Consider the following 21418-nt stretch of genomic DNA (forward strand, 5'->3'; position numbering starts at 1 on the left):
GTCTGATGATCACAATAACGCGAAAAATACTTGGTGAACTGGGCATTAGGCTGACGTTTAAATCCATTCTAATGATAAAAGAAGAAACCCGTTATGAAGACCAGAATTACTGAACTGTTTGGTATTCGTCACCCCATTATTCAGGGTGGCATGCACCACGTGGGCTACGCTGAGCTGGCTGCGGCTGTTTCTAACGCAGGTGGTTTGGGCATCATTACAGCGCTGACACAGCCGACACCGGAAGATCTTGCGCGGGAAATTGCGCGCTGCCATCAAATGACCGATAGGCCGTTTGGGGTGAACCTGACTTTTTTACCCTCCTTTAATGCACCCCCTTACCCGGAATATATTGATGCGATTGTTCAAGGCGGTGTAAAAGCAGTTGAAACAGCAGGGCGCAGCCCGGAACAGTACATGCCCCAGTTTAAGGCGGCCGGGATTAAGGTCATTCACAAGTGCACTTCTGTGCGGCATTCACTGAAAGCGGAAAAAATTGGCTGTGATGCTGTCAGTGTCGATGGTTTTGAATGCGGCGGGCATCCGGGCGAAGACGATATACCGAATTTTATTCTGCTGCCCCGAGCAGCTGACGAACTGACAATTCCGTTCGTCGCGTCAGGTGGCATGGCCGATGGCCGAAGTCTTGTAGCTGCCATGGCGCTGGGGGCTGAAGGCATGAACATGGGCACCCGTTTTCTAGCGACCAAAGAAGCGTCTGTTCACGATAACGTTAAACGCGCGATTGTTAAGGCCGACGAGCTTCAGACCCGCCTGATTATGCGTAATCTGCGCAATACGGAAAGGGTCATGAACAACGCTGCTGTTCAGGAAATTGAGAGAATTGAAAAAGAAAAGGGTGAGTCTGAAAGCATCGATGATATCCGCCATTTGGTGACCGGAGCCAAAGGTCGCCTGGTTCTTCAGGAAGGCAAGATGGATGAAGCGGCCTGGAGCTGCGGCATGGTAGCAGGACTGATTCACGACATTCCCACCTGTGATGAGCTTATCCAGCGCATTATGTCCGAGACCGAGTTCATTGTGCGTGAGCGCCTGGCCCAGTTTTTGAACGGCTAACGCCTCTAAGGATTCTTGATATAAGCATCCTTGCGCAGGTAAAACCACCAGTTCACCACCAAACACAGGGCATAGAACACCGCGAAGCCGTACATGGCGTGCTCTGGGGTGCCAGCCTGAATCTGCTGGCCCAATAGTTTGGGTGCAATGAAGGCGCCGTAGGCGGCGATCGCGCTGGTCCAGCCTAGTACCGGGCCTTTCTGCTGCTGGTCGAAGATATAACCAATACTGCGGAAGGTTGAACCGTTGCCGATGCCGCTGGCTGCAAAAATCACGATGAACAGAATCATGAAAACCAGAAACAGGCTGTTGGGGTCGGTGGAGTTGTAAGCCAGCATCATCACGTAGCCGGTGGCGATCGACGCGAATACCATAATCACCGAGATAATCTGGGTGACGATGGAACCCCCCACTTTGTCGGAAATCCAGCCGCCCACCGGGCGAATCAGGGCTCCGACCAAGGGGCCAATCCAGGACCAGGTCAGTGCACTCGGCGCATTCGGGTTCACCACGCGGGTGACGGTGCCATCCGCGGCCACATCCATCATATTGCCGAAGATGACGCTGATAGACAGAGGCAGCGCAGCCGAGAAACCAATAAAGGTACCGAAAGTCAGAATGTACAGAACGGTCATCGACCAGGTGTGTTTGTTGTTGAAGATCGAAAACTGATTCTTGATGTTGGGCTTGATGTCGCCGGGAATTAAGCGCAGCAATACAACGGTCAGCACGATGGTCAACGGCAGCGCCAGCCACATGTTCATTACGGTTAAGGCCCACACACCCACAACAGAGGTGGCCAAGCCTACGCCGTACAGACCCAGGATTTTGCTGAAAGCTGAAGTCGGCGAGCCCGGGTTCGGAGTAACCACTTTTAGGTTGTTCATGCCGAACCAGCCTAAAAAGGCCAGCGGAATCAAAAATACCAACCAGATAAAACCTGCGTTCTGGATCCAGGTGTCGGTTCCCGCTTCAATGCGGCCAATCAGAGTGCCGCTGGGAGCCTGGAGCGCCAAGGGGCCGCCAGCCAGCGCACCGAACACACCCACGGTCATGACCAGCGGGATCACCACCTGCATGGTGGTCACACCAAAGTTGCCCAGCCCGGCGTTCATGCCCAGCCCATAGCCTTGTTTGCTTTTGGGATAAAAGGTACTGATGTTACTCATGGAGCAGGCAAAGTTACCGCCGCCAATACCGGACAGCAGCGCCAGAGCCTGGAACACAATGAACGGCGTATCCGGGTCCATCAGGGCAAACCCGGTGCCGGCCGCGGGAATCATCAACAGGGCGGTGGTCAGGAACACGGTGTTACGGCCACCGGCAATCTTAATCATGAAAGATGCGGGAATGCGCAGTGTCGCGCCGGCCAGGCCGGCGATGGCCGACAGGGTGAAGAGCTGGTCGATGGTAAAGGGAAAACCCAGACTTTTCATCTGGGTGGTAATCATGCCCCACATCAGCCATACCGCAAAACCCACCAGCAAGCTGGGGATAGAGATCCACAGATTGCGCGAAGCAACGCTCTTGCCAGTCTGTTGCCAGAAGGTTTCGTTTTCGACATCCCAGTGTTCAATGTCGCCGTTGAGTTTGCCCATAATTGTGCTCCTTATGATACCCGGCCTGCCAGCGCGCAAAAGCGCTATCAGGCTACTTGGCACTATTGTGCAGAGAGCAGTGGGTAGTCAGACTTGATAAAGATCAAAGACGAGGGGAGGCATTCTGGTGAACATTTCAAAAGGACTTTGAACGCTTGTTGATGGGCATTTTTCTATTTAAAAATCATAAGCTTGAACGAGTAATACCTAGCGTTAGGTAGTTGCTGGGTCACGCTGGCGCAGTAGAGGTAGCCACTCGTTGCCAGGCCAATTTCAGCATTACGCTGCCCGCCAGTGTACCCAGCGCGCCAATGGTAATCAGGTGTAGGCGGGCGCTCATTGGGCGCCCGCTCAGTAGCGCAATACCGGAGAGCAGGCCGCCGACCACCAGCCAGCTGTAACCCGCTGCAAATACCATCAGGTCGGGCCGTTCCAGGCAGCGCCAGAGCTTCCAGCGTGCGAGCCTTGCGGCGGTGATCAGGGCCGCTGCAAGCAGCAAGACCCCGGCCGCAGCGGAGGTATCAGGGAAAAAGGCAGGGCTGCGGCCAACAGAATAATTAACGTACCTTCCACCCTCGCCCAGCACTGCCCATACTGACAGCGGCCAGGAGCGCTGCGGCGGGAAAAACAGCCAGAAAGCCTGGGGGCGACGGGTTGGCATTGGAACATCCACAAAGTATTTGGGAACAAGTGCTAAGGCTACTAAAATTGAGCCGTTGTAGTCGAACTATCCGCCAGGTTGCTACTAGTCAGTAGGATAGGCGCAATGTTGCAGCCTCAAGCTCCGCGGCCGATAATTCACGCTCTCACTTTTCAGGTGTTCAACCATGTCTGCATTTAACGCTGTTTTTCTTGATGTCACGTCTTTGAACCAGAACGATCTTGACCTGGAACCGTTGCGCAATGTGTTCTCAAAACTAGACTGCTACGAGCACACATCTTCCGCCGAGATTATTCCGCGCCTGCAAGGCGCGCAAGTGGCGATTGTGAATAAAGTGGTTCTCAGCGCCGATGTGTTGAAGGCTTGCCCGGATTTGAAGTTGATTCTGGTGTCGGCTACGGGTTTGAATAATGTGGATTTGCAAGCCGCAGAAGAAGCCGGCGTTACGGTGTGTAATTGCCAGGGTTATGGCACCGCCACCGTTGCTCAGCACACCCTGATGTTGCTGCTGGCGATGGCGACACGCCTGCCTGACTATCAGAGCGCGGTTCGAGAGGGACGTTGGGAAACGTCTACCCATTTCTGCTTTCTGGATTTTCCGATTGTGGAGCTGGATGGAAAAACTTTGGGTGTTCTGGGCAGCGGTGAGATTGGCAGCGCGGTAGCGCGTCTGGGCGAAGCTTTGGGTATGCGGGTGATTGCCGCCAATCTACCGGGCCGTTCGCCAAAAGCAGGACGGGTAAGCCTGGACGAGTTATTGCAGCAGGCCGATGCCATTACGCTGCATTGTCCGTTGAATGAAAACACCCGGCACCTGATCGGCGAGGCAGAGTTGGCGAAGATGAAGCCCCACGCATTCATTGTGAACACCGCGCGCGGCGGTTTAATTGACGAGCAGGCACTGGCTGCCGCGCTGCGCCGGGGCCACCTGGGTGGAGCGGCAACGGATGTGCTGGTCCAAGAGCCCCCGGTGGATGGCAACGTGTTACTGGCGCAGGATATTCCACGGCTGATTGTCACGCCACACACCGCTTGGGGTAGCCAGGAGGCGCGGCAGCGGATCGTGAGTCAGGTGGCAGAAAATGCGGCAGCGTTTCGTTCCGGGAAACCTGTGCGGCAGGTGGTTTAAGGGTTCATTGGTAATGATAGAAACGGGTGTCAGAGTAGGCGACTTGTTCTAGATCATCTCAGTGCCTTGCTGACAGCCGGCCTACGGGGCTAGATATATCTCAGATGCATCATACTTTGATGCTGTCGCACGGAGATATGCCATGAACCTGACCATGCTTTTGCAGTTACCCTTTCACAGCAATGGCGCCTGGCATGAACTGCAGCGCCGCCAGCTATCCATTCCATTGCTGGCCTGGGCTCTGGTGCTGCCTTTATCCCTGTTGCCACCGGTGTTGCTGTATTACGCCGGCAGCCACTACGGCGAACATTTTATGGCCGGTTTTGCCGGCAAAGAATGGCGCTTCATCACCACTATCTTGTTTCTGGCCGAACTGCTGACCTTTTTTGTCATGGGCTGGCTGATTCATTCGGTCGTCGCCGGTAAAGACCTGGCTATCAATTATGCCGACGCGTATTTGCTGGCAGCCATCGCGCCTGTGCCCCTTTGGCTGTCTTCGCTGGCTTTACTGGTGCCGTCTTTGGCATTCAATGTGGTGGTTGTATTCATCGCGATGGGACTATCGTGCACGCTAATTTACCACGGGCTGAAGGCGCTGAGTAACCGCCCGGATACAGACGTTGAAGCCATGTCCGCTGCCTATACGGTGATGGCAGCGTCGTTTCTAGCTTGGGCGTTGTTGATGGTTATGGTGTGGGCCTTCTGATTGAGCCAGCCGCGATGATGTGCTCTAGCTGTTTTTACGGTGACCTGACGCCGCGCTTTTCAGGCGCGAGAAGGTAGCGGGTACAACCCCGAGCCAGGCAGCTAACTGGTTGTCTGGCACCCGTTTTGTGAGCTCCGGGTACTCTTCCTGCATCAGCGCATAGCGCTCGCTTGCGGGCATGGTGTGTTTTCGAAACTCGCGCATACTGGCTAATTCGGCCAGCTCTTCTGTCAATGCCAGCGCAAATTTGGGCCATTGGCCTTCTCCGTGGCTTTGCACTTCCGAGCGGAATGCGGCGAAATCTGCTACCCACGCGGTGACCGGCATACTGCTGTTCAGGCATAGGGTATTCCGTACGGTGCGGCTGCGACCGAATACCGGCCAGATAATATCGCCTTCCGAAAAAAAATGATGAATGGCTACCTTACCGCTTGCGGTTTCGCGAAACATACGCAACACGCCGTACTGAATCAGATAAACATTGGCCCAAGGGCGGTCGTGTTTTTCCATCACAGTTTCAGCATCGATTCTGCGCACGCTGAATAAGCGGGCCAAACCACTCAGAAGCAGGCTTTCTGACGCCGTCTTGTTGTCGCTCAGGCGGATTCCAAAAACCCGGCTCAAGCTGTTAAGCAAAATCGTTTCGGGGGGCGTGTGCGGCATCTTAACCATATCCGGATGTTGCTCCGACAACAGGCAAGGCGGTGAGGACATATCGGGCAGAAAAATACTGTTCATGGCGTTGCCTCCTCCTCATTGATGCAATTACTCAAACAGCCTAGCAGAAAACGTGTATTCAAAATGACTCTGATCGTTAACGTTTGGTGATTTTAGTTTGGTATTAATCACGATGTCTTAAATACGCAAAAATCCGCTAATAGTTCAGCTCTGCATAGCTTTTCCGAGCTGTCTTGAGATGAATGCAGTGCTAGACTTGCCCGCTTCAAGAATCGGGATGGAGTTTTCATGGCAGCGGCGTTGGCGCTCTTCTTCAAATTGACACCGCTCTACGTCACTGTGGTACTAGGTTGGCTGGCCGGGCGCTATTTACAAGTCAGTGGCCGCCATATCGCCGGGATGATGCTGTATGTCGTAACGCCGTCTATCGTGTTTTCCGGCGTGATGGCGGCACCCTTGTCCACCGAAATCATTTTATTGCCGTTTCTGGTTTTCGGTTTTTGCTGTTTTCTGGGTATTACCCACCAGGCATTGGCCCGGCGCTGGATTGGCGACAGCAGCGCTGCGCTTATGCCCCTGTGCGTTGGCAGCCCTAATGGCGGGTATTTTGGCGTACCAGTGGCGCTGCTGCTGTTCGGCGAAGAAGGGCTGGCAATTTACATTGTGTGCGTGCTGGGTACGTCGCTGTACGAAAGCTCGGTGGGTTTTTATCTGGCGGCCCGGGGCCGTTACAGCGTGTCTGATGCGCTTAAAAGGGTTGCACGGTTGCCGTCTGTGTATGCGTTTGCGCTGGCGGTAATGCTGAATCTGTCGGGCGTTGATATTCCGCTGGTGTTCGAACCGCTGTTCGATAATTTGCGCGGCACCTACAGCATTCTGGGTATGATGATTATTGGTATGAGCATATCCAGCTTTCGTGGGCTGGCGGGCGACCTGCGTTTCACTGCTCTGGCATTTTTCGGCAAGTTTGTATCCTGGCCGTTACTGGCCAGTGCCTTCTGGTGGCTGGATGCGACCCATATGGGGATCTATTCAGATGCCGTGCATAAAGCCATTTTCCTGATTTCCATCACTCCGATTGCGGCCAATACGGTGATAATCGCCACCATGCTGGACACATCGGTAAAACAGGCCGCCGGTACAGTGCTGTTGTCTACGGTAGTGGCCCTGATAACCATTCCGTTAATGGTGGCGCTGGCGTTTTAGGTGCCGGCTCCGGCGTCAACATCGTCATCAATCTTGTTGGGGCAGCGGCTGTGGTTGCGTTCCCATTGAATGGTAACGTGAGCAATATTGAAATCCTGCGCCAACATGCGGTTGGCTTGTTGGATAATATCGTCATCGTCGCGACTGTCGGGTTTTACCAGATGCACGGTCAGCGCGTTTCCGGTGGTGCTTAAAGCCCATATATGCAAATGATGCACAGACTCCACGCCGGGTAAGCGGCTGAGAGCGTCGGCAACGTTGGCCGGGTTTATAGTCCGCGGAACCGCGTCTATGGCCAGGCTGATAGAATCCTTCAGCAGTTGCCAGGTGCCGATGAAGATCACCGCGGCAATCACCAGGCTGACCACCGGGTCAATCCAGTTTGCGCCGGTCGCCATGATCAGCACGCCCGCAACCACCACGCCTACAGATACCACGGTATCTGCTGCCATGTGCAGAAATGCGCCGCGTATATTCAGGTCGCCTTTCTGGCCCTTCAAAAACAGCAGCATGGTCACACCGTTAATCAGCACGCCAATGCCCGCCACAACGATGACGGTCATGCCAGCCACTTCGGCCGGGTCGCCAAAGCGGCGTATGGCCTCCCAGGCTATACCGCCCACTGCAGCAATCAGAAACAGCGCGTTGAACAGGGCCGCCAGAATGGTGGTTTTCTTCAAGCCATAGGTGTTGCGTTCGGTTGTTTTACGCCCGGCCAGCCAACTGGCAATCCAGGCCATGAGCAAGCCCAGCACGTCACTCAGGTTGTGCCCGGCATCCGCCAGCAAGGCCAGTGACCCGGACAGCACGCCAAATACCGCCTCGATAATCACAAACCCCAGATTCAGCGCAACGGCTATGGCGAAGGCGCGATTGTGAGTGTTGAAATGGTCGGCGTGGCTGTGGCCATGACTGTGGCTGTGCTCATGATTGTGATTGTGCATAAAGACGCTCTGTCGGTTGTGGGTAAGCCGATTGACGTGAGGTGATGGCAACACAGGTCCAGAGCCCTCAGGGACAAGCAGCTCAGGAGCTTTTCACCTACTGGTCTATGGTAGGGTAGCTAGCAAAGCTTTGCACACGCCAGAAGGAGAAACATCGTGCTAAACCGGCTGCAGCGTCTGCTGGGATTGCAGACCATTCCGGGGGTGTTCGTTACCTCGGCAGGTATTGCCGTGTTGTTTGTGGCTTTGGCTATTCCTTTTGATGAGGCGGTCGCAGGTTTCTTTGGTGGCCTGACGGCCTGGGTTGCGCGCAATCTGGGATGGTTTTACATCGCCACCGTCAGTTTTTTGCTGGTGTTTCTGCTAGGTCTGGCGTTTAGCCGCTTCGGCTCGATTCGCCTGGGTGCAGACGACTCGCGGCCGGATTACTCCAATCTGACCTGGTTCACCATGCTGTTTGCCGCCGGTATTGGCACCATCTTAATGTTCTGGGGCGTAGCCGAGCCGGTGTCGCATTTTGCCAATCCGCCATTTTCGGATGTGCTCCCGGGCAGTGACCGTGCCGCCCGCGATGCGATGACCATTTCCTTGTACCACTTCGGGCTTCACACCTGGACGATTTTCGCCATGCCCGGCCTCGCCATCGCCTATTTTGCTTATCGCCATCACTTGCCCATGCGCATCAGCAGTCTGTTCTATCCGGTTTTAGGTGACCGAATAAACGGGCCTTTGGGCTGGGCGGTGGATGTCATTGCGGTGCTGGGCACTTTGTTCGGGGTAGCAACATCTTTAGGCCTGGGCACCTTGCAGTTGAACAGCGGTTTGAATTACCTGCTGGGCGTGCCGGTGTCCGGTTCTGTACAGGTGATGTTAATTGCGGTAATTGCCAGTATTGCCGCGGTGTCGGTGGCCTTGGGGCTGGATAAGGGCGTACGTCGCCTGTCGCAGCTGAACATCGTGCTAGCTGCCACGCTGGTGATTTTTGTGGCGGTGGCGGGGCCAACCGTGTTTATAGCGGAAGGCATGGTGCAAAGCGTAGGTGACTATTTAGACGCTTTGCCATGGCTGGCGTTCTGGACCGAAACCTTCAGCGAAACCGACTGGCAACGCAACTGGACTTTGTTTTACTGGGCCTGGACCATTTCTTGGGCGCCCTATGTGGGCATCTTTATTGCGCGAATTTCCCGCGGCCGCACCATCCGCGAATTCATTGCGGGCGTGTTGCTCGCCCCCACGGTGTTCACCCTGGTGTGGTTTGGGGTGTTTGGTTTGTCGGCCATCCACGTAGAGATGAACGGCCAGGTCGCGTTGGCCGCGCAGGTTGAGCAAAACCCGGCCGTCGCCATTTTTGCTTTTTTGCAAGCTCTGCCCTTTGCGCAGTTTTCATCATCGCTGAGCATCATCATTATCGTGATTTTTTTCACCACCTCGTCAGATTCCGCATCGCTGGTGATTGATATGCTGACCCGCCGTGACGATCAGCCATCGCTGGTGCGCCAGCGCATATTCTGGGCTGCAGCCCAAGGCGTGGTGGCGGCAAGCCTACTGCTGGCAGGGGGGTTAGATGCGTTGCAGAATGTGATTACGGCGCTGGGATTGCCGTTCTGCATTTTGCTGATTTTTATGGCGGTGTCGCTGTTCAGAGCGTTGCGCGCAGACAGCCGCGGTTATTCGGTTGATGAACTGGTGCAAGGCCGTGCCTATGCGCCTGTGTCATCTAACAAAGACGTTAAACAGGAGCATCACGATGTTTCATAAAATAGTGTTGGCGATTGACACCGAAGACGACGACGAAGCCAAACGCACTCTGGCTGAAGGCGTTCGCTTGCTGGCCGAGGGCGGCGAGCTGCACCTGGCCAGCGTGTTCAGCTCGGGCGGGGCAGGATTTTTTCCTCACGTGAGTGACGATACTCCGGAAGACCGCGAGAAGGTGGTGCGGAACAAACTGAACCTGCTGGCGCGCAAATACCTGCCGATGAACCAGGCTGCGCATTTACACGTGATGTGCGGCACACCCTCGGAAAAGCTGGTGGCCCTGGCGGCACAGGCTGAGGTCGATTTGTTGCTATTGGTGTCCCGCGGCCCGGGGGGACTCTGGCCGCTGCGCAGGGCGACGGTGGAATACGTTACCGTGAATGCGCCCTGCGCAGTATTGGTCATGCCGTTTGTAGCTGTGGCCCAAAGCGTCGAGGCCAGCAGTAATCCGTCAGGCAATGAAGAGGCTGAAGAAAACCGCTGAGCATCTGTTTCAGGCCCGGTTTCAGGGTTAGTTTTAAGAGCCGCTTCAGGAGCGGCGCTCTTGGGCCAGCGCGCTAATGTCATCACGAATTTGCGCCACGGTCAGGTCGGGCCTTAGCAACAGCCGCGCCTTGCCACGAGTATCGAACACATACACACCGGCGCTGTGAGACACATTGTAATTGTTGTTCTCATCCGGCTCGTCGTAACCGAAGGTGGTGCGATAGCGCTTTACCAGCTGCCGTAGCTGAGGCTCGCTGCCGGTCACGCCGGCAATCCGGTCACCGTAGAAACGGGTGTAGGCGGCAATTTGTTCGGGTGTGTCGCGGTTCGGGTCTACGCTGACAAACATAATGGTTACCCGTTCACGTTCGTTTTCCGGCAGTTTGCCTACGGCTTGGGATAGCCGTGCCAGCGTGGTGGGGCAAATGTCCGGGCAATGGGTGAAGCCAAAAAACACCAATCGCACCTGGCCCTCAGAGTCGCTGGCGTTTATAGCCTCGCCTTGAGTGTCTATAAGCTCGAATTCCAAAGGCGGCATTAAATTGCTGATGTCTTTGCCGTGCCATTCACGGACGCTCTGATCACAACCCACCAGGGCGAAGGTAGCGAGCAATAGCGCGATCAGAGCGGCGATTCTTGTACCTGCAATAAAAGTCGGCATAACGGTGTGTTCCTCTCAGGTGTTCATGTGCCCTGATGGTTGGGCCAGCGCTGCGGCCTGTTTTGGGTAACGGCCATCTTCGTACATGGCCCGCCGTAAAATAATCAGAATACCCAGCACGCTCATCATCGCTGGCGGAATCCAGGTCAGCAAGCCGCCAAGTAGCTGGTCGGTCTCTGGCGCCAGCGGCCAGGCACGGCCGCACACCTCGTAAACGTCGTACACCATGCCCCGTGAAAACACGATCCAGGCGCCTAGCAGCATTTGCGGAACCGCCACCACTGCCAGAAGAAGTATACGTTTGCCGTAGCCTAGGGCCCGGGTGATGTGAGGAGAGCGGGGATCGAAGATCAGCCACCAGAACAGCAGGCCATCTAACAGCATGCTCCAGTTCATGACCCAGTACAGCTGGCGGCTTAGCATGGCGTCGAAGTGGATGCTGGGCGACAGCCAGAAATAAACCAGGCCCACGAACAACACTGGCGCTACGACCGGGTGTTGTAAAACGCGGTAGCTAAGCCGCACGGGCGCTAGCCACGGCAGCGCGCTGCGGGGGATTTTTCGGCCCCAGAAACGCATTACCGGTAACGGGTTAGACAGGGCGATCAGAAACGGGCCCAGGTGGTGTAGAACCAGATGCTGGCCCCGATGTACAAAAAACATGTATTGGGAATAGTAATCGAAAGCGGTTTGCATCACCGCGTAACACAACATCACGCCGACCACGAAGGTGACAATGCGCCCGGGGCCGGGACGTTCGCTATCGGGCATGCGTAGAAGCGCCACGCCATAAAGCGCCAACACGAGCGCATAACTGGCGATGGTCAGGGGTGAAAAATCGTAAGGCAGCAGGGCATTAACGCCGTTCATAGATGCTACTCGAAATGGCTCTGTTGCAAGCGCTGGCGCGGGTTCATTGTTTTTCTTGGTAGATTGTCGATCGCCGTTGTTTTTAATTCAAGTAGACAGCCTACCTAATCTTAGGTATCACCAAAAATAGGTTGTGAAGAGCGGGCTTTTAAACCAGTATTAAATATGAATTTTATAGATTACGCCAGTCATTAAGGATTTCTGCAGATGACGTTTTACCACCCTGTAGGTAACGAAATTGAACTCTTCCACGCCGCTGCGAACAACGGCCTGCCGGTTCTGATCAAAGGTCCAACAGGCTGCGGCAAAACCCGTTTTGTTCGTTATATGGCCGAACAACTGAACCGACCGATTTATACCGTCGCCTGCCACGATGATCTGACGGCAGCTGACTTGGTGGGGCGGCATCTTATCGGCCCGCAAGGCACCTACTGGCAGGACGGCCCGCTGACCCGTGCGGTTCGTGAAGGCGGCATTTGTTATTTGGATGAAGTGGTAGAAGCGCGCAAAGACACCACGGTTGTGCTGCACCCGCTGGCGGACGACCGCCGCGAGCTGCCCATTGAGCGCACCGGTGAGCTGCTTACAGCGGCCCCGGGTTTCATGTTGGTGGTGTCCTACAACCCGGGATACCAAAGCTTGTTGAAAGGCATGAAGCCAAGCACCCGCCAAAGATTTGTATCGCTGCGGTTTGATTATCCTTCGGCGGAGATAGAGCAAACCATCGTGCTGGAAGAGTCCGGTTGCGATCGTGATCTCGCAAAACAACTGGTTAGCCTTGCAACAGCGTTGCGTAACCTAAAAGACCACGATCTGGAAGAAGCCGCATCTACGCGGTTGCTGATTCACACAGCTCTGCTGATACGGGCCGGTTTGCCAACAGCGGTAGCCTGCCGCGCGGGCATGATTGAGCCGCTTTCAGACGACGAAGCAACAGTCAGTTCATTAATGGAGGTGGTATATGCAGTATTCGGGCGCCCAGACGAAACCCGCTAGCGGAGCGATAGTTCCAGCTATCTGGTACCTGGTGAATTTATTGGCGATGCCGGTTATCGGGTTTTTGATCTTGCTCTGGATGTATGTCGGAAGTTCCGGGGTTAACGAACTGCGCCGTGCTCACACGCGAGCTGCTCTTTATATGTCGTTAATTGGCTTCACTTTGATCAGTTCGGGCGTTGCTATCGGCTGGATTTTCTTCGCCGATGTAGGGCATTTCGGGACCTTTGCCCTGGTGTGGGCCATCGCCTTGCATACTGGCTTTGTGCTCTGGGGAATGATTTCATTGGCGCAAGCCATGTCTGATAAAAGGCCTTTATTTCCCGCGAAGTGGCTCTAAATCAGGAGTTGAAGGCATCAGGGAAGGTGTCTTTTCAAAACACGCTCAAGCACATCCATGTGACGCTTGGGCTCCGCCATCCATGGCTCCGCACAGTTTTGAAAAGACACCTTCCCTGACGCCAAGCGCAGAATTTTAGTGTGACCAGAAAACTATACCCTCACGTCATCGCATGAAATCCCGCAACCGCAACAATCACCACCGGCGCCCATAGTTGGGCGGCTAACCGCCACCCGCGTGGCGCCTTTTTCATCTCCATGAAGTGGTCCACCAGCAGCAAGGATTTCACGATCACCATCCCGAAAACCAGCCAGGCCAGAAACTCAGGGCTTATACCGGCTTTAAGCGCAATAACCGGTAAGGCCGTGCAAATCATCAATGCAAAATAAACCGCCAGCATTATTAGCCCTCTCTAAGCCAGTACGTAAAGCATCGGGAACAGTGCCAGCCATACCAGATCCACCATGTGCCAATAGGAGGCGCCAGATTCTATGCCGTTCATGTCGGAGCCATCGTAGTCTCCGGTGCCTATTTTTACGGCAAGCACCATCAAAACAATCTGCCCCAGTATCACGTGCATAAAGTGGAAGAAGGTCAGGAAGAAATAAAACATGAAGAAGGTATCTGTGCCGAGGTTATAGCCCTGGCTGTACAGATCCACGTATTCATAAAGTTTGCCAACGGTGTAAATGCAGGAGACCGCAACCGCAAGCCACAGGCGCCACTGCACGCCGGAGAGCTTGTCACGAAATTGGTGAACCGCCGTCGCGACCAGATAGCTGGAGCTGATCAGTGCGACGGTATTCAACAGCCCTATCCAGGGGTGAAGAAGCTCGCGGCCGGCGTGGAAGGTGGCGGGGTCGAGACTGCGGGCGACGGCAAAACCGATGAGCATGATTCCGAACACGGCCAGCTCGGCGAAAATAAACATCCATACGGCGATATCGCCGGGAAGCTGGTGTGGACCGGGCTCCGGCTCAAGAGTCAGGTCTGTCATATCACTGTGTCAGTTTCAGGTAGAGTTTTGGGAGCTGCAACGGCAGCTGTGCCGGGTCGCGAATCACCACATAATTATTGCTACCGAAAACGTAAGGTAAGTATTCGCTAGCCTCGTCATCAATGGTGACGCAAAACGGCGTCAGGCCAGCTTTGATGGCTTCCTGTACCGCCATACGGGTGTCTTCCACGCCGTAGCGGCCCTCATAGACATCCAGATCATTCGGTTTGCCATCGGTCAGCAGCAGCAGGATTTTTTGTTGTTCGCGGCGCGCCTCCAGCAGTTTGGTGGCCTGGCGAATGGCTGCGCCCATGCGGGTGTAAAAGCCCGGTTCCAACGCCTGAATCCGGCCCCGAATGGTGCTGGTATAGGCTTCATCAAAACCCTTCAGGTGATGAAATCGCACGTGGTCGCGCCGTCGCGATGAAAAGGCAAATAGGGCAAAGGGATCGCGGCTGGCCTGTAGGGCTTCGCTGAGCAATTGCAGGCCGTCCCGGGCAATGTCGATGACGCGCTGATGGTTGTTTATATAGGTCTCGGTTGAGAGCGACACATCCGCCAGCACTAAGCAGGCAAGGTCGCGCTGGCTTTGTTGGCAGCGGCGAAACAGCTTTTGGTCAATCGCGCCCTGGCCGCGCCGGTTTTGAACCTCCCGTTCCAGGCAGGCATCCAGGTCCAGCTCGTCTCCGTCCAGCTGACGTTTGTGCCACTGCTTGAGGGGTTTTAGCGCGCTGAACTGGCGCTGCAGACGTTTGGCGGGTCGGCGCAGTGCTTCCGGAAGCTCCGCAGGCGCGGCATTTTTTGCCAGCATCGGTTGCACGCAGCAGAAGGCTTCCCGGTAGCTCTGGCTGCGCCAGTCCCACTCCGGCAAATGAATACCCGGGCCAAGGCGCAGGTCGTCGTGTTCTTCCGAGGGCAGATCCAGGTCAAACTTGATAGACGACGACGTCTCCTTGCGGTCATTGGACACAGAGATCATGTCCATATCGTCTGCAACGGCCTCGGCATCTTCCTCTTTGGTGTCGTCGCCGGCTCGGTCAACCGGAATAAAATCGGTCCAGGAAAACAGACTTTCCAGGCGGAAAATCATCAGCCCCTGATCGCGGTCGAAGGCTTCCACGCGCTCTGCCTGGCGACGCTTGTTCTTTTTGGTCCGCCCCCCGGGGCTGGATTGAGTGTCTTCATCGCCGGTGACCGGCCCGTTGGCTTTCCCCTGTTCCAGAGCCGGGTATAACCAAAGAATGACCGGCCAGGGGTCCGTTCCAGCAGCGGGCAGGGCAGGAACACTGCCGGGATGGATAAGCGCCTGGCGGATTGCCTGTTCACGGATGGCTTCCCCGGCCGAAAGGCTTTCTGGTTCGGGGCGCCCGCGCAAAACCTGTTTTACCAGGCGTTGATAAACACCTTCCAACCCCGGCCAACGCGCGATCACATCCTGAACCAACGCCTGATTGCCGGTAAACCAGTCACTATCTGCCGGCGCCGGGTTAGCGGCGAGTGCGGCCAGCCATATATAGAGTTCCCGGTTCAGGCGTTTGGAAGTGAATTTGGCCACTTTTTCCGGCAGGCGCAGATTTTGTTCATCTCGCCAGGCCAGTTCAAATTTACGGTGTGTTCCGGCGATTTTGTGCAAAAATCGTCGGCGCAGGCGAAAGTGCCTGGGTTCTGCCGTCACCAGACTTAGCGCCGGATCGCCGCCGAAGGCGCGGAAAACAATGCCTAGGCTGCGAGCTTCGTCTTTTAGATACACGGCGTGCTCGGGGAATTCCCCCAGAGCCTGGCGGGTAATGTATTCGTGCCACTTGTAGCCGACCCACTCTTCCATCTTAAGTTTCTCTCATCTCAGACGCTGTTCAGCCCGCGGTCTGGCGGGTTTGCTGTCAAGCTGATGGCTGGGAATCAGAACAGTCTGCCGGCTGGGCTCGCCCGGTTGCCAGTGCAGTAGGCTGCCTTCTGGGTTGTTTTTTTGCACCTCACGGCAGGCACTCACGCATTGGAGGCACTGGGTGCAGGAAAACTTTGCACGTTTATGGCTGCGAGTAGGCAGGCGCATAGGGCAAGCCTCGTCGCAGGCCTTTGTGCAGTCGCGGCAGGCCGCGGCGCGGCTGGTGTCAAAGGTCACTAGCTGCCCGCGGCCATGGGCCATCCAGGCAATACTCTGTACGACGCCGAACACGCAACCGTATTTGCAAAAAAGATGGCGGGCAAACAGAAAGTCCAGCGTGAAGGCCGTGGTTGCGGCGGCCAGAAAAATGCTCGGGTAAAACGCCAGGTTGCCAGTGATCAAGTCCGCATATAACGGAATGGGTGGCAATAGGTAAGAAAGCAGAGCGAGGGCCCAAGAAAAACCAATCAGACCGCAAACTAGTGACAAGCCCGCCCAGTGTATGACCTTGCCGCGGCGGCCTTTTTTAAGGGCTTCCCAGAGCGTCGGGCGGCCGGTAATACGTGTCATCAGTTGGTTGATGGTTTCCACTACAGAGAAATGCGGGCACAGCCAGCCGCAGTATATTCGTCCCCACTTCCAGGCAACCCAGAGTACAAGGGGAACCAGCACTAGAATGGGAAGAATGAACCACAGCAGTATTTGGCTGGCGACGTCCACTGGAGAACTTTGCGCCACCCAGTCGAGATTCAGATTGAACGAGAGCGGAAAACCAAGTAAGACAAACCGGGTCTCCGTCAGGTCATAGCGAAAGATATTCAGCACCGGTGCCAGCAGGAACAACCCGAAGAAAGCAGCACGGGTGATCAGCCGCTTGTCCTGGAGTGTGTCTTTGGGATTCGCTTGCTGCACGGTCACAATTGCGTTCCGGATAAGCAGGGCCGGAAACGTGTTCCGGCCCTATGGATTTACCCTATGGGTTTCAGGATGGCGGGCTTACGCGTCCTGAAGTGCGGGGCCACGAACTTCGTCGTCAAAAGACGCTTGTCCCTTAATGAAGAAGCTGCAGAAGTACACGACCAACCCGCCGGAAAAGAAGCAGCCAGCGATCAGGCGCGCCCAGTAAAACACTGCGATCTTGTCCTGGGTGACCATAAACGACAGTGCTTCACCGCTTTCTGGCATACGTTGCAGCCAGATTTGCAGGATGCCTGCACCCGTCAGGAACAGGGTGATGAACACCATGGAGATGGTCATCAACCAGAACCCCCACATTTCCACCACCTGGGCCTCGTTGCTGTTGCCGTAAGGCCGGCCCCGCATGATCGGCATGGCGTAGGAAATGATGGTGAGCACGATCATCACATAGGCGCCGTAGAACGCCATATGGCCATGGGCCGCAGTGATCTGACTGCCGTGGGTGTAGTAGTTTATCGGTGCCAGCGTATGCAGAAAGCCCCACACGCCTGCTCCCAGAAAAGCCATCACAGCAGTGCCCATAGCCCACAGAGTCGCGGCCTTATTGGGGTGATTACGTTTGCGCCGGTTGATCATAGTGAAGGCAAACAGCACCATCATGAAGAACGGAATCGGTTCCAGTGCGCCGAACACCGAGCCCAGCCACAGCCAGTATTCGGATGGCCCGATCCAGAAGAAGTGGTGACCGGTGCCGATGATGCCGGTAATCAACGCCATGGCAATGATGACGTACAGCCACTTCTCGATGACTTCCCGATCTACGCCGGTGATTTTGATCAGCACAAAGGCCAGGATGGCGCCCATGATCAGTTCCCACACGCCTTCAACCCACAGGTGTATTACGAACCACCAGTAGTACTTGTCGGTGGTCAGGTTTTCGGGGTTGTAGAAGGAGAACATCCACAGCACGGTCAGGCCGATCAGCCCAGTGATCAGTATAATATTGACCACGGTTTTGCGGCCTTTGAGGGCAGTCATCAGGATATTGAACAAAAACCCGATGAACACCAGGGCCAAGCCCATTTTGGTAATAGTCGGTTGTTCCAGAAATTCCCGGCCCATGGTGGGCCACAGTTTGTTCATGGTGATGTCCGCCAGAGTGGCGTAATCCACAAACAGGTAACCCAGAATGGTCAGCGTGCCGGCAACGGCAAATACCCAGAACAGAATCCACGCAAGCAGCGGGCTGTATAGCTCGGTTTGCGCTTCTTCCGGTACCAGATAATAGGTTGCGCCCATAAAGCCGAACAACAGCCAGACGATCAGCAGATTGGTATGAACCATGCGTGCAACGTTGAAAGGGATTTCCGGGAACAGAAAGTCACCCACCACGTATTGCAGGCCCAGAATCAGACCGAAAACGATCTGGCCGGCAAAAAGAATTAAGGCAAAGATGAAGTAGGGCATGGCGACCCGTTGAGACTCGTATTTCATATTTTTTCCTTAACCTTCGATGTTGGGTGGCCAGCCGTTATCGTCAATCTTGGACGTCCATTCGAGGAACGATGCCAGATCTTCGATTTCCTGGTCTGTCAGGTTGAATTGCGGCATTTGCCGGCGGCCGGGTGCGTTGGTGGGCATAGCGTTCATCCAGGCGTTCATGTACGCCTTGAACACGTCGCTGTTGCCGGCGCCGCGGCGGTCGAATACGTTGGCCAATTCCGGTGCAAAGTAAGCGCCTTCACCCATAAGAGAATGACAGCCAACGCAGTTGTTGTTTTCCCAGACGTGTTTGCCATTAACAACCTGCTCGGTGAGCTGGTCCCGGTTATCTCGCTCGGGCATCGCCCGCGATTGAGTGTCAAAAGTCAGAATCAGAAACAGCAGGATGAAGAACGTGCTTCCTCCCAAATAGATGTTTCTGGCCATGCTTTTGGTAAAGCGTTCGGCCATTGGACTGCCCCCCTTGGTTGATTTGAACTACCTGACGAACTCACTAACGAGTCAATAAGATGTATCAGTAATGAATATTATCGGTCGTCACGACGTTTCATGCCAGCAGGCAGGGGGGTTACCTCTGAAGAGGTAGGGGTAGGTCGGGGTAAGGTTTTGAGGTTCCCCGGTTAGCGGGGAACCGCCTTTACCTCGCTGTCAGCAGGGCGTTGAGCCCCTGCAATATCTATTCGGGCATGGCGCACAACGCTGATACCGGCCGATATGGCCAGGGCGCTCATAATGGCGGCCACACTCAGATCCGGCCAGGCGCTTCCGGTTCCGAACACGCCCAGAGCGGCTGCCATCACGGCCAGGTTGCTGATGGCGTCATTCCGGCTGCATAGCCAGACCGAGCGCATATCAGAGTCGCCATCCCGAAACCGGAAAAGCACCAAGGCAACGCCCACGTTGGCAACCAGAGCCAGCAGGCCAATCATGCCCATGGTAAAGGGTTCGGGGGTAACACCCTGTTCCATCACCCAAAGTGCACGGGCCAACACCACTATGCCGAACACCACCATGGTAATGCCTTTCACCATGGCCGCGCGGCCGCGCCAGAGCATGCCGAGAGACATAACCGAAAGTGACAGAATGTAGTTGGCGCTGTCGCCAAAGAAGTCGATGGCGTCTGCCATAAGGGAAACGGAGCCGGATTGCAAGCTGGCAGCACCTTCCACGAAAAACATGGCCAGATTAACCCACAGGGCAATCCACAATGCGCGACGAAAACCTGGGGCAGGGGATTTCAGTTCTGGTCCAGAGCAACTGCATGCCATAAACACCTCCTATAATAAGCTGGCTTTATATTGAAGACCCTGTAGTTACTACAGGGTCAACACCAACCATGTCTTTTCAGAAGGTAATTACACAGGATGTAAGTAGTAACCCACAGGGTGTCGTCAATCTGTAGTGCTCAACTCATCCCGGACAATGTTCAAAGCGCTACTCAGTCCCTTAGGGGAAATGCCGGCGAATTCAATCCCAGTATGGGGGGGGCGCCAAAATAACCGTCAATAAAGTCAACGAAACTTCGAACCTTGCTCGCCAGCAGCTGCCGGTGCGCATACACCGCGTAGAGCCCCATAGGCTCGGGTTCATACTCCGGCAGGACGACCTGTAGCTTTCCTTCCTTGATTGCCGAGCCTGAAATAAAGGTAGGTTGCAAGGCAATGCCCGCGCCAGCGATGGCGGCTTCGATCAGCACATCTCCATTGTTGCTTATCATGTGGCTGATGCCGTCTTGACGATTGCTTTGCAGCCAGCGGTACACGGGCTGGCTGGTATCCAGCTCCATGTAGCTATAGCGCAGGTGACGGTGGCCCCTGAGGTCTTCAGGGTGCTGGGGAGTGCCGTGTTGTTTCAGGTAGGCCGGTGAGGCGCACAACAACAGCCGTACCGGTGCGATCCGTTTGGCGATCAGTGAGGAGCTTTTCAGGTGGCCGATTCGCAGCACTACATCAAACCCCTCCTCGACGACGTCGACCTTGCGGTCGTTCAGTTGCAGATCGATGCCTACGCCCGGATGCGCTTTCTGGAATTCATTCAGGAACGGCGTCATGTGGCGGATAGCGAAGGACACAGGTGCACTGATGCGGAGCAGACCCTGGGCCTGGGTTTGCAGGTCTCCGATTTGGCTCTCCATGTCATCGATGTCGTTCAGTACCTGTTGAGCCTGCTGGTGATAGCTCGTTCCGGCCTCGGTCAGGTGGATCTTGCGGGTGGTGCGGTTGAGCAGCCGTACGCCCAAGTGTTGCTCCAGCTGGGACACGTACTTGCTGACCAGCTGCGGGGACATTTCCAGACGGTCGGCGGCGCGGGTGAAAGTGCCTGCGTTCACCACTGTGACGAAGGCGCGCATGGCATCGATACGGTCCATTGGTTTCTCCTGACTCTGTGACTTTCGGCTATTATCAACATTTTATTGATAATAAAGCATCGATCGCCATCTTAGTCTTTTGGCCCGGTGACAGTAAGGTGTGTTCAACATCCGGAGCGCGTCTTCAGGACAAATAAACAGATCAAAATTCAAGGTAACTATGATGAGCTCCAAATTTGCACAGACGTTATTCAACTCCAACGGCGGTTATGCCGCTTTGGTCCTGCGGGTACCGGTGGGGCTGGTCCTGGCGGCTCACGGCGCTCAGAAACTCTTCGGATGGTTCGGTGGCTATGGTCTGGAAGGGACCGGGCAGTGGTTGGCCAGCATCGGCTTGGAGCCGGGCTACCTGATGGCTTTGCTGGCCGGCGGTGCCGAGTTCTTCGGTGGTCTGGCGCTGGTGCTGGGCCTGCTGACCCGTCCGGCTGCTCTGGTTACGGCCTTTGCCATGCTGGTCGCCATTTTCGCCGTGCATATCGGTAATGGTCTGTTCATGTCCAACAACGGCTACGAGTACGCCCTGACTTTGTTCGCCGTTACGCTTGCGCTGGCAATTCAGGGCGCCGGCCGGTTTGCTCTAGACGGTGTGCTGATGGGGCGCCTGGCTGGCGAAATCGCTACCCCGACGAAACAACACATATAA

Annotated in this window: 23 protein-coding genes; 9 read left to right on the top strand and 14 right to left on the bottom strand. The window is 55.4% G+C overall.

The window, feature by feature from the left end; all coding sequences use genetic code 11:
• Positions 1 to 93: 93 nt before the first annotated feature.
• On the top strand, positions 94 to 1074 hold the full coding sequence (locus tag MIH18_RS17215) for a nitronate monooxygenase family protein (RefSeq protein ID WP_249013051.1): 981 nt from the start codon (positions 94 to 96) through the stop codon (positions 1072 to 1074).
• A 5-nt stretch (positions 1075 to 1079) separates the two neighbouring features.
• On the opposite strand, the gene MIH18_RS17220 is transcribed toward MIH18_RS17215, so the two are convergent.
• Together MIH18_RS17220 and MIH18_RS17225 are read right to left on the bottom strand one after the other, a co-directional pair.
• Positions 1080 to 2672 (bottom strand): antiporter, encoded by a 1593-nt coding sequence (locus MIH18_RS17220; RefSeq protein ID WP_249013052.1) that lies wholly within the window; start codon positions 2670 to 2672, stop codon positions 1080 to 1082.
• A gap of 229 nt (positions 2673 to 2901) precedes the next feature.
• The gene (locus MIH18_RS17225; RefSeq protein WP_249013053.1) at positions 2902 to 3333 is read right to left on the bottom strand and encodes an NnrS family protein; all 432 of its coding nucleotides are present in this window, start codon (positions 3331 to 3333) and stop codon (positions 2902 to 2904) included.
• 166 nt (positions 3334 to 3499) lie between these two features.
• On the opposite strand from MIH18_RS17225, the gene MIH18_RS17230 reads away from it, so the two are divergent.
• Together MIH18_RS17230 and MIH18_RS17235 are read left to right on the top strand one after the other, a co-directional pair.
• Positions 3500 to 4462: a 2-hydroxyacid dehydrogenase gene (locus tag MIH18_RS17230; RefSeq protein ID WP_249013054.1), complete on the top strand. Its 963-nt coding sequence runs from the start codon at positions 3500 to 3502 to the stop codon at positions 4460 to 4462.
• A 142-nt stretch (positions 4463 to 4604) separates the two neighbouring features.
• Positions 4605 to 5168: a YIP1 family protein gene (locus MIH18_RS17235; protein ID WP_249013055.1), complete on the top strand. Its 564-nt coding sequence runs from the start codon at positions 4605 to 4607 to the stop codon at positions 5166 to 5168.
• A gap of 24 nt (positions 5169 to 5192) precedes the next feature.
• On the opposite strand, the gene MIH18_RS17240 is transcribed toward MIH18_RS17235, so the two are convergent.
• Positions 5193 to 5906, bottom strand: coding sequence for a Crp/Fnr family transcriptional regulator (locus tag MIH18_RS17240; RefSeq protein WP_249013056.1), 714 nt, complete (start codon positions 5904 to 5906; stop codon positions 5193 to 5195).
• A 228-nt stretch (positions 5907 to 6134) separates the two neighbouring features.
• Between MIH18_RS17240 and MIH18_RS17245 the strand changes: the two genes are divergently transcribed.
• A complete protein-coding gene (locus tag MIH18_RS17245) occupies positions 6135 to 7052 on the top strand; it encodes an AEC family transporter (RefSeq protein WP_249013057.1) in 918 nt (305 codons plus the stop codon).
• Here the strand turns inward: MIH18_RS17245 and MIH18_RS17250 are convergent.
• A complete protein-coding gene (locus MIH18_RS17250; RefSeq protein WP_249013058.1) occupies positions 7049 to 7996 on the bottom strand; it encodes a cation diffusion facilitator family transporter in 948 nt (315 codons plus the stop codon). The genes MIH18_RS17245 and MIH18_RS17250 overlap by 4 nt on opposite strands.
• 156 nt (positions 7997 to 8152) lie before the next feature.
• Between MIH18_RS17250 and MIH18_RS17255 the strand changes: the two genes are divergently transcribed.
• Both MIH18_RS17255 and MIH18_RS17260 read left to right on the top strand, forming a co-directional pair.
• Complete coding sequence (locus MIH18_RS17255; protein WP_249013059.1) at positions 8153 to 9754, top strand: BCCT family transporter; 1602 nt, start codon at positions 8153 to 8155, stop codon at positions 9752 to 9754.
• Positions 9744 to 10235 carry a universal stress protein gene (locus MIH18_RS17260; protein WP_249013060.1) on the top strand — a complete coding sequence of 164 codons (492 nt, stop codon included), beginning with the start codon at positions 9744 to 9746 and terminating at the stop codon, positions 10233 to 10235. Before MIH18_RS17255 ends, MIH18_RS17260 begins: the two co-directional genes overlap by 11 nt.
• A gap of 45 nt (positions 10236 to 10280) precedes the next feature.
• On the opposite strand, the gene MIH18_RS17265 is transcribed toward MIH18_RS17260, so the two are convergent.
• Both MIH18_RS17265 and MIH18_RS17270 read right to left on the bottom strand, forming a co-directional pair.
• Complete coding sequence (locus MIH18_RS17265) at positions 10281 to 10898, bottom strand: SCO family protein (RefSeq protein ID WP_249013061.1); 618 nt, start codon at positions 10896 to 10898, stop codon at positions 10281 to 10283.
• Positions 10899 to 10913: 15 nt separating this feature from the next.
• Positions 10914 to 11768 carry a cytochrome c oxidase assembly protein gene (locus MIH18_RS17270; protein WP_249013062.1) on the bottom strand — a complete coding sequence of 285 codons (855 nt, stop codon included), beginning with the start codon at positions 11766 to 11768 and terminating at the stop codon, positions 10914 to 10916.
• A 207-nt stretch (positions 11769 to 11975) separates the two neighbouring features.
• Between MIH18_RS17270 and MIH18_RS17275 the strand changes: the two genes are divergently transcribed.
• On the top strand, positions 11976 to 12764 hold the full coding sequence (locus MIH18_RS17275; RefSeq protein WP_249013063.1) for a CbbQ/NirQ/NorQ/GpvN family protein: 789 nt from the start codon (positions 11976 to 11978) through the stop codon (positions 12762 to 12764).
• 31 nt (positions 12765 to 12795) lie between these two features.
• A complete protein-coding gene (locus tag MIH18_RS17280; RefSeq protein WP_249013064.1) occupies positions 12796 to 13104 on the top strand; it encodes a hypothetical protein in 309 nt (102 codons plus the stop codon).
• A 160-nt stretch (positions 13105 to 13264) separates the two neighbouring features.
• Here MIH18_RS17280 and MIH18_RS17285 read toward each other — a convergent pair whose 3' ends face one another.
• The 8 genes from MIH18_RS17285 to MIH18_RS17320 all read right to left on the bottom strand — a co-directional run bounded on the left by MIH18_RS17285 (position 13265) and on the right by MIH18_RS17320 (position 20775).
• Positions 13265 to 13504: a cytochrome C oxidase subunit IV family protein gene (locus tag MIH18_RS17285; protein WP_249013065.1), complete on the bottom strand. Its 240-nt coding sequence runs from the start codon at positions 13502 to 13504 to the stop codon at positions 13265 to 13267.
• A 12-nt stretch (positions 13505 to 13516) separates the two neighbouring features.
• Positions 13517 to 14101, bottom strand: coding sequence for a cytochrome c oxidase subunit 3 (locus tag MIH18_RS17290; protein ID WP_249013066.1), 585 nt, complete (start codon positions 14099 to 14101; stop codon positions 13517 to 13519).
• Between the two features lies 1 nt (position 14102).
• Positions 14103 to 15926: a VWA domain-containing protein gene (locus MIH18_RS17295; RefSeq protein ID WP_249013067.1), complete on the bottom strand. Its 1824-nt coding sequence runs from the start codon at positions 15924 to 15926 to the stop codon at positions 14103 to 14105.
• A gap of 12 nt (positions 15927 to 15938) precedes the next feature.
• Positions 15939 to 16904 (bottom strand): 4Fe-4S binding protein, encoded by a 966-nt coding sequence (locus tag MIH18_RS17300; protein ID WP_249006129.1) that lies wholly within the window; start codon positions 16902 to 16904, stop codon positions 15939 to 15941.
• A 78-nt stretch (positions 16905 to 16982) separates the two neighbouring features.
• Complete coding sequence (locus tag MIH18_RS17305; protein WP_249006128.1) at positions 16983 to 18398, bottom strand: cbb3-type cytochrome c oxidase subunit I; 1416 nt, start codon at positions 18396 to 18398, stop codon at positions 16983 to 16985.
• A 9-nt stretch (positions 18399 to 18407) separates the two neighbouring features.
• A complete protein-coding gene (locus MIH18_RS17310) occupies positions 18408 to 18857 on the bottom strand; it encodes a cytochrome c (RefSeq protein ID WP_249006127.1) in 450 nt (149 codons plus the stop codon).
• A 170-nt stretch (positions 18858 to 19027) separates the two neighbouring features.
• The gene (locus MIH18_RS17315) at positions 19028 to 19675 is read right to left on the bottom strand and encodes a cation transporter (protein ID WP_249013068.1); all 648 of its coding nucleotides are present in this window, start codon (positions 19673 to 19675) and stop codon (positions 19028 to 19030) included.
• 170 nt (positions 19676 to 19845) lie between these two features.
• The gene (locus MIH18_RS17320; RefSeq protein WP_249013069.1) at positions 19846 to 20775 is read right to left on the bottom strand and encodes a LysR family transcriptional regulator; all 930 of its coding nucleotides are present in this window, start codon (positions 20773 to 20775) and stop codon (positions 19846 to 19848) included.
• 163 nt (positions 20776 to 20938) lie between these two features.
• Between MIH18_RS17320 and MIH18_RS17325 the strand changes: the two genes are divergently transcribed.
• The gene (locus MIH18_RS17325) at positions 20939 to 21418 is read left to right on the top strand and encodes a DoxX family protein (RefSeq protein ID WP_249009048.1); all 480 of its coding nucleotides are present in this window, start codon (positions 20939 to 20941) and stop codon (positions 21416 to 21418) included.

It is taken from the genome of Marinobacter sp. M3C (genome assembly GCF_023311895.1).
Classification (GTDB): domain Bacteria; phylum Pseudomonadota; class Gammaproteobacteria; order Pseudomonadales; family Oleiphilaceae; genus Marinobacter.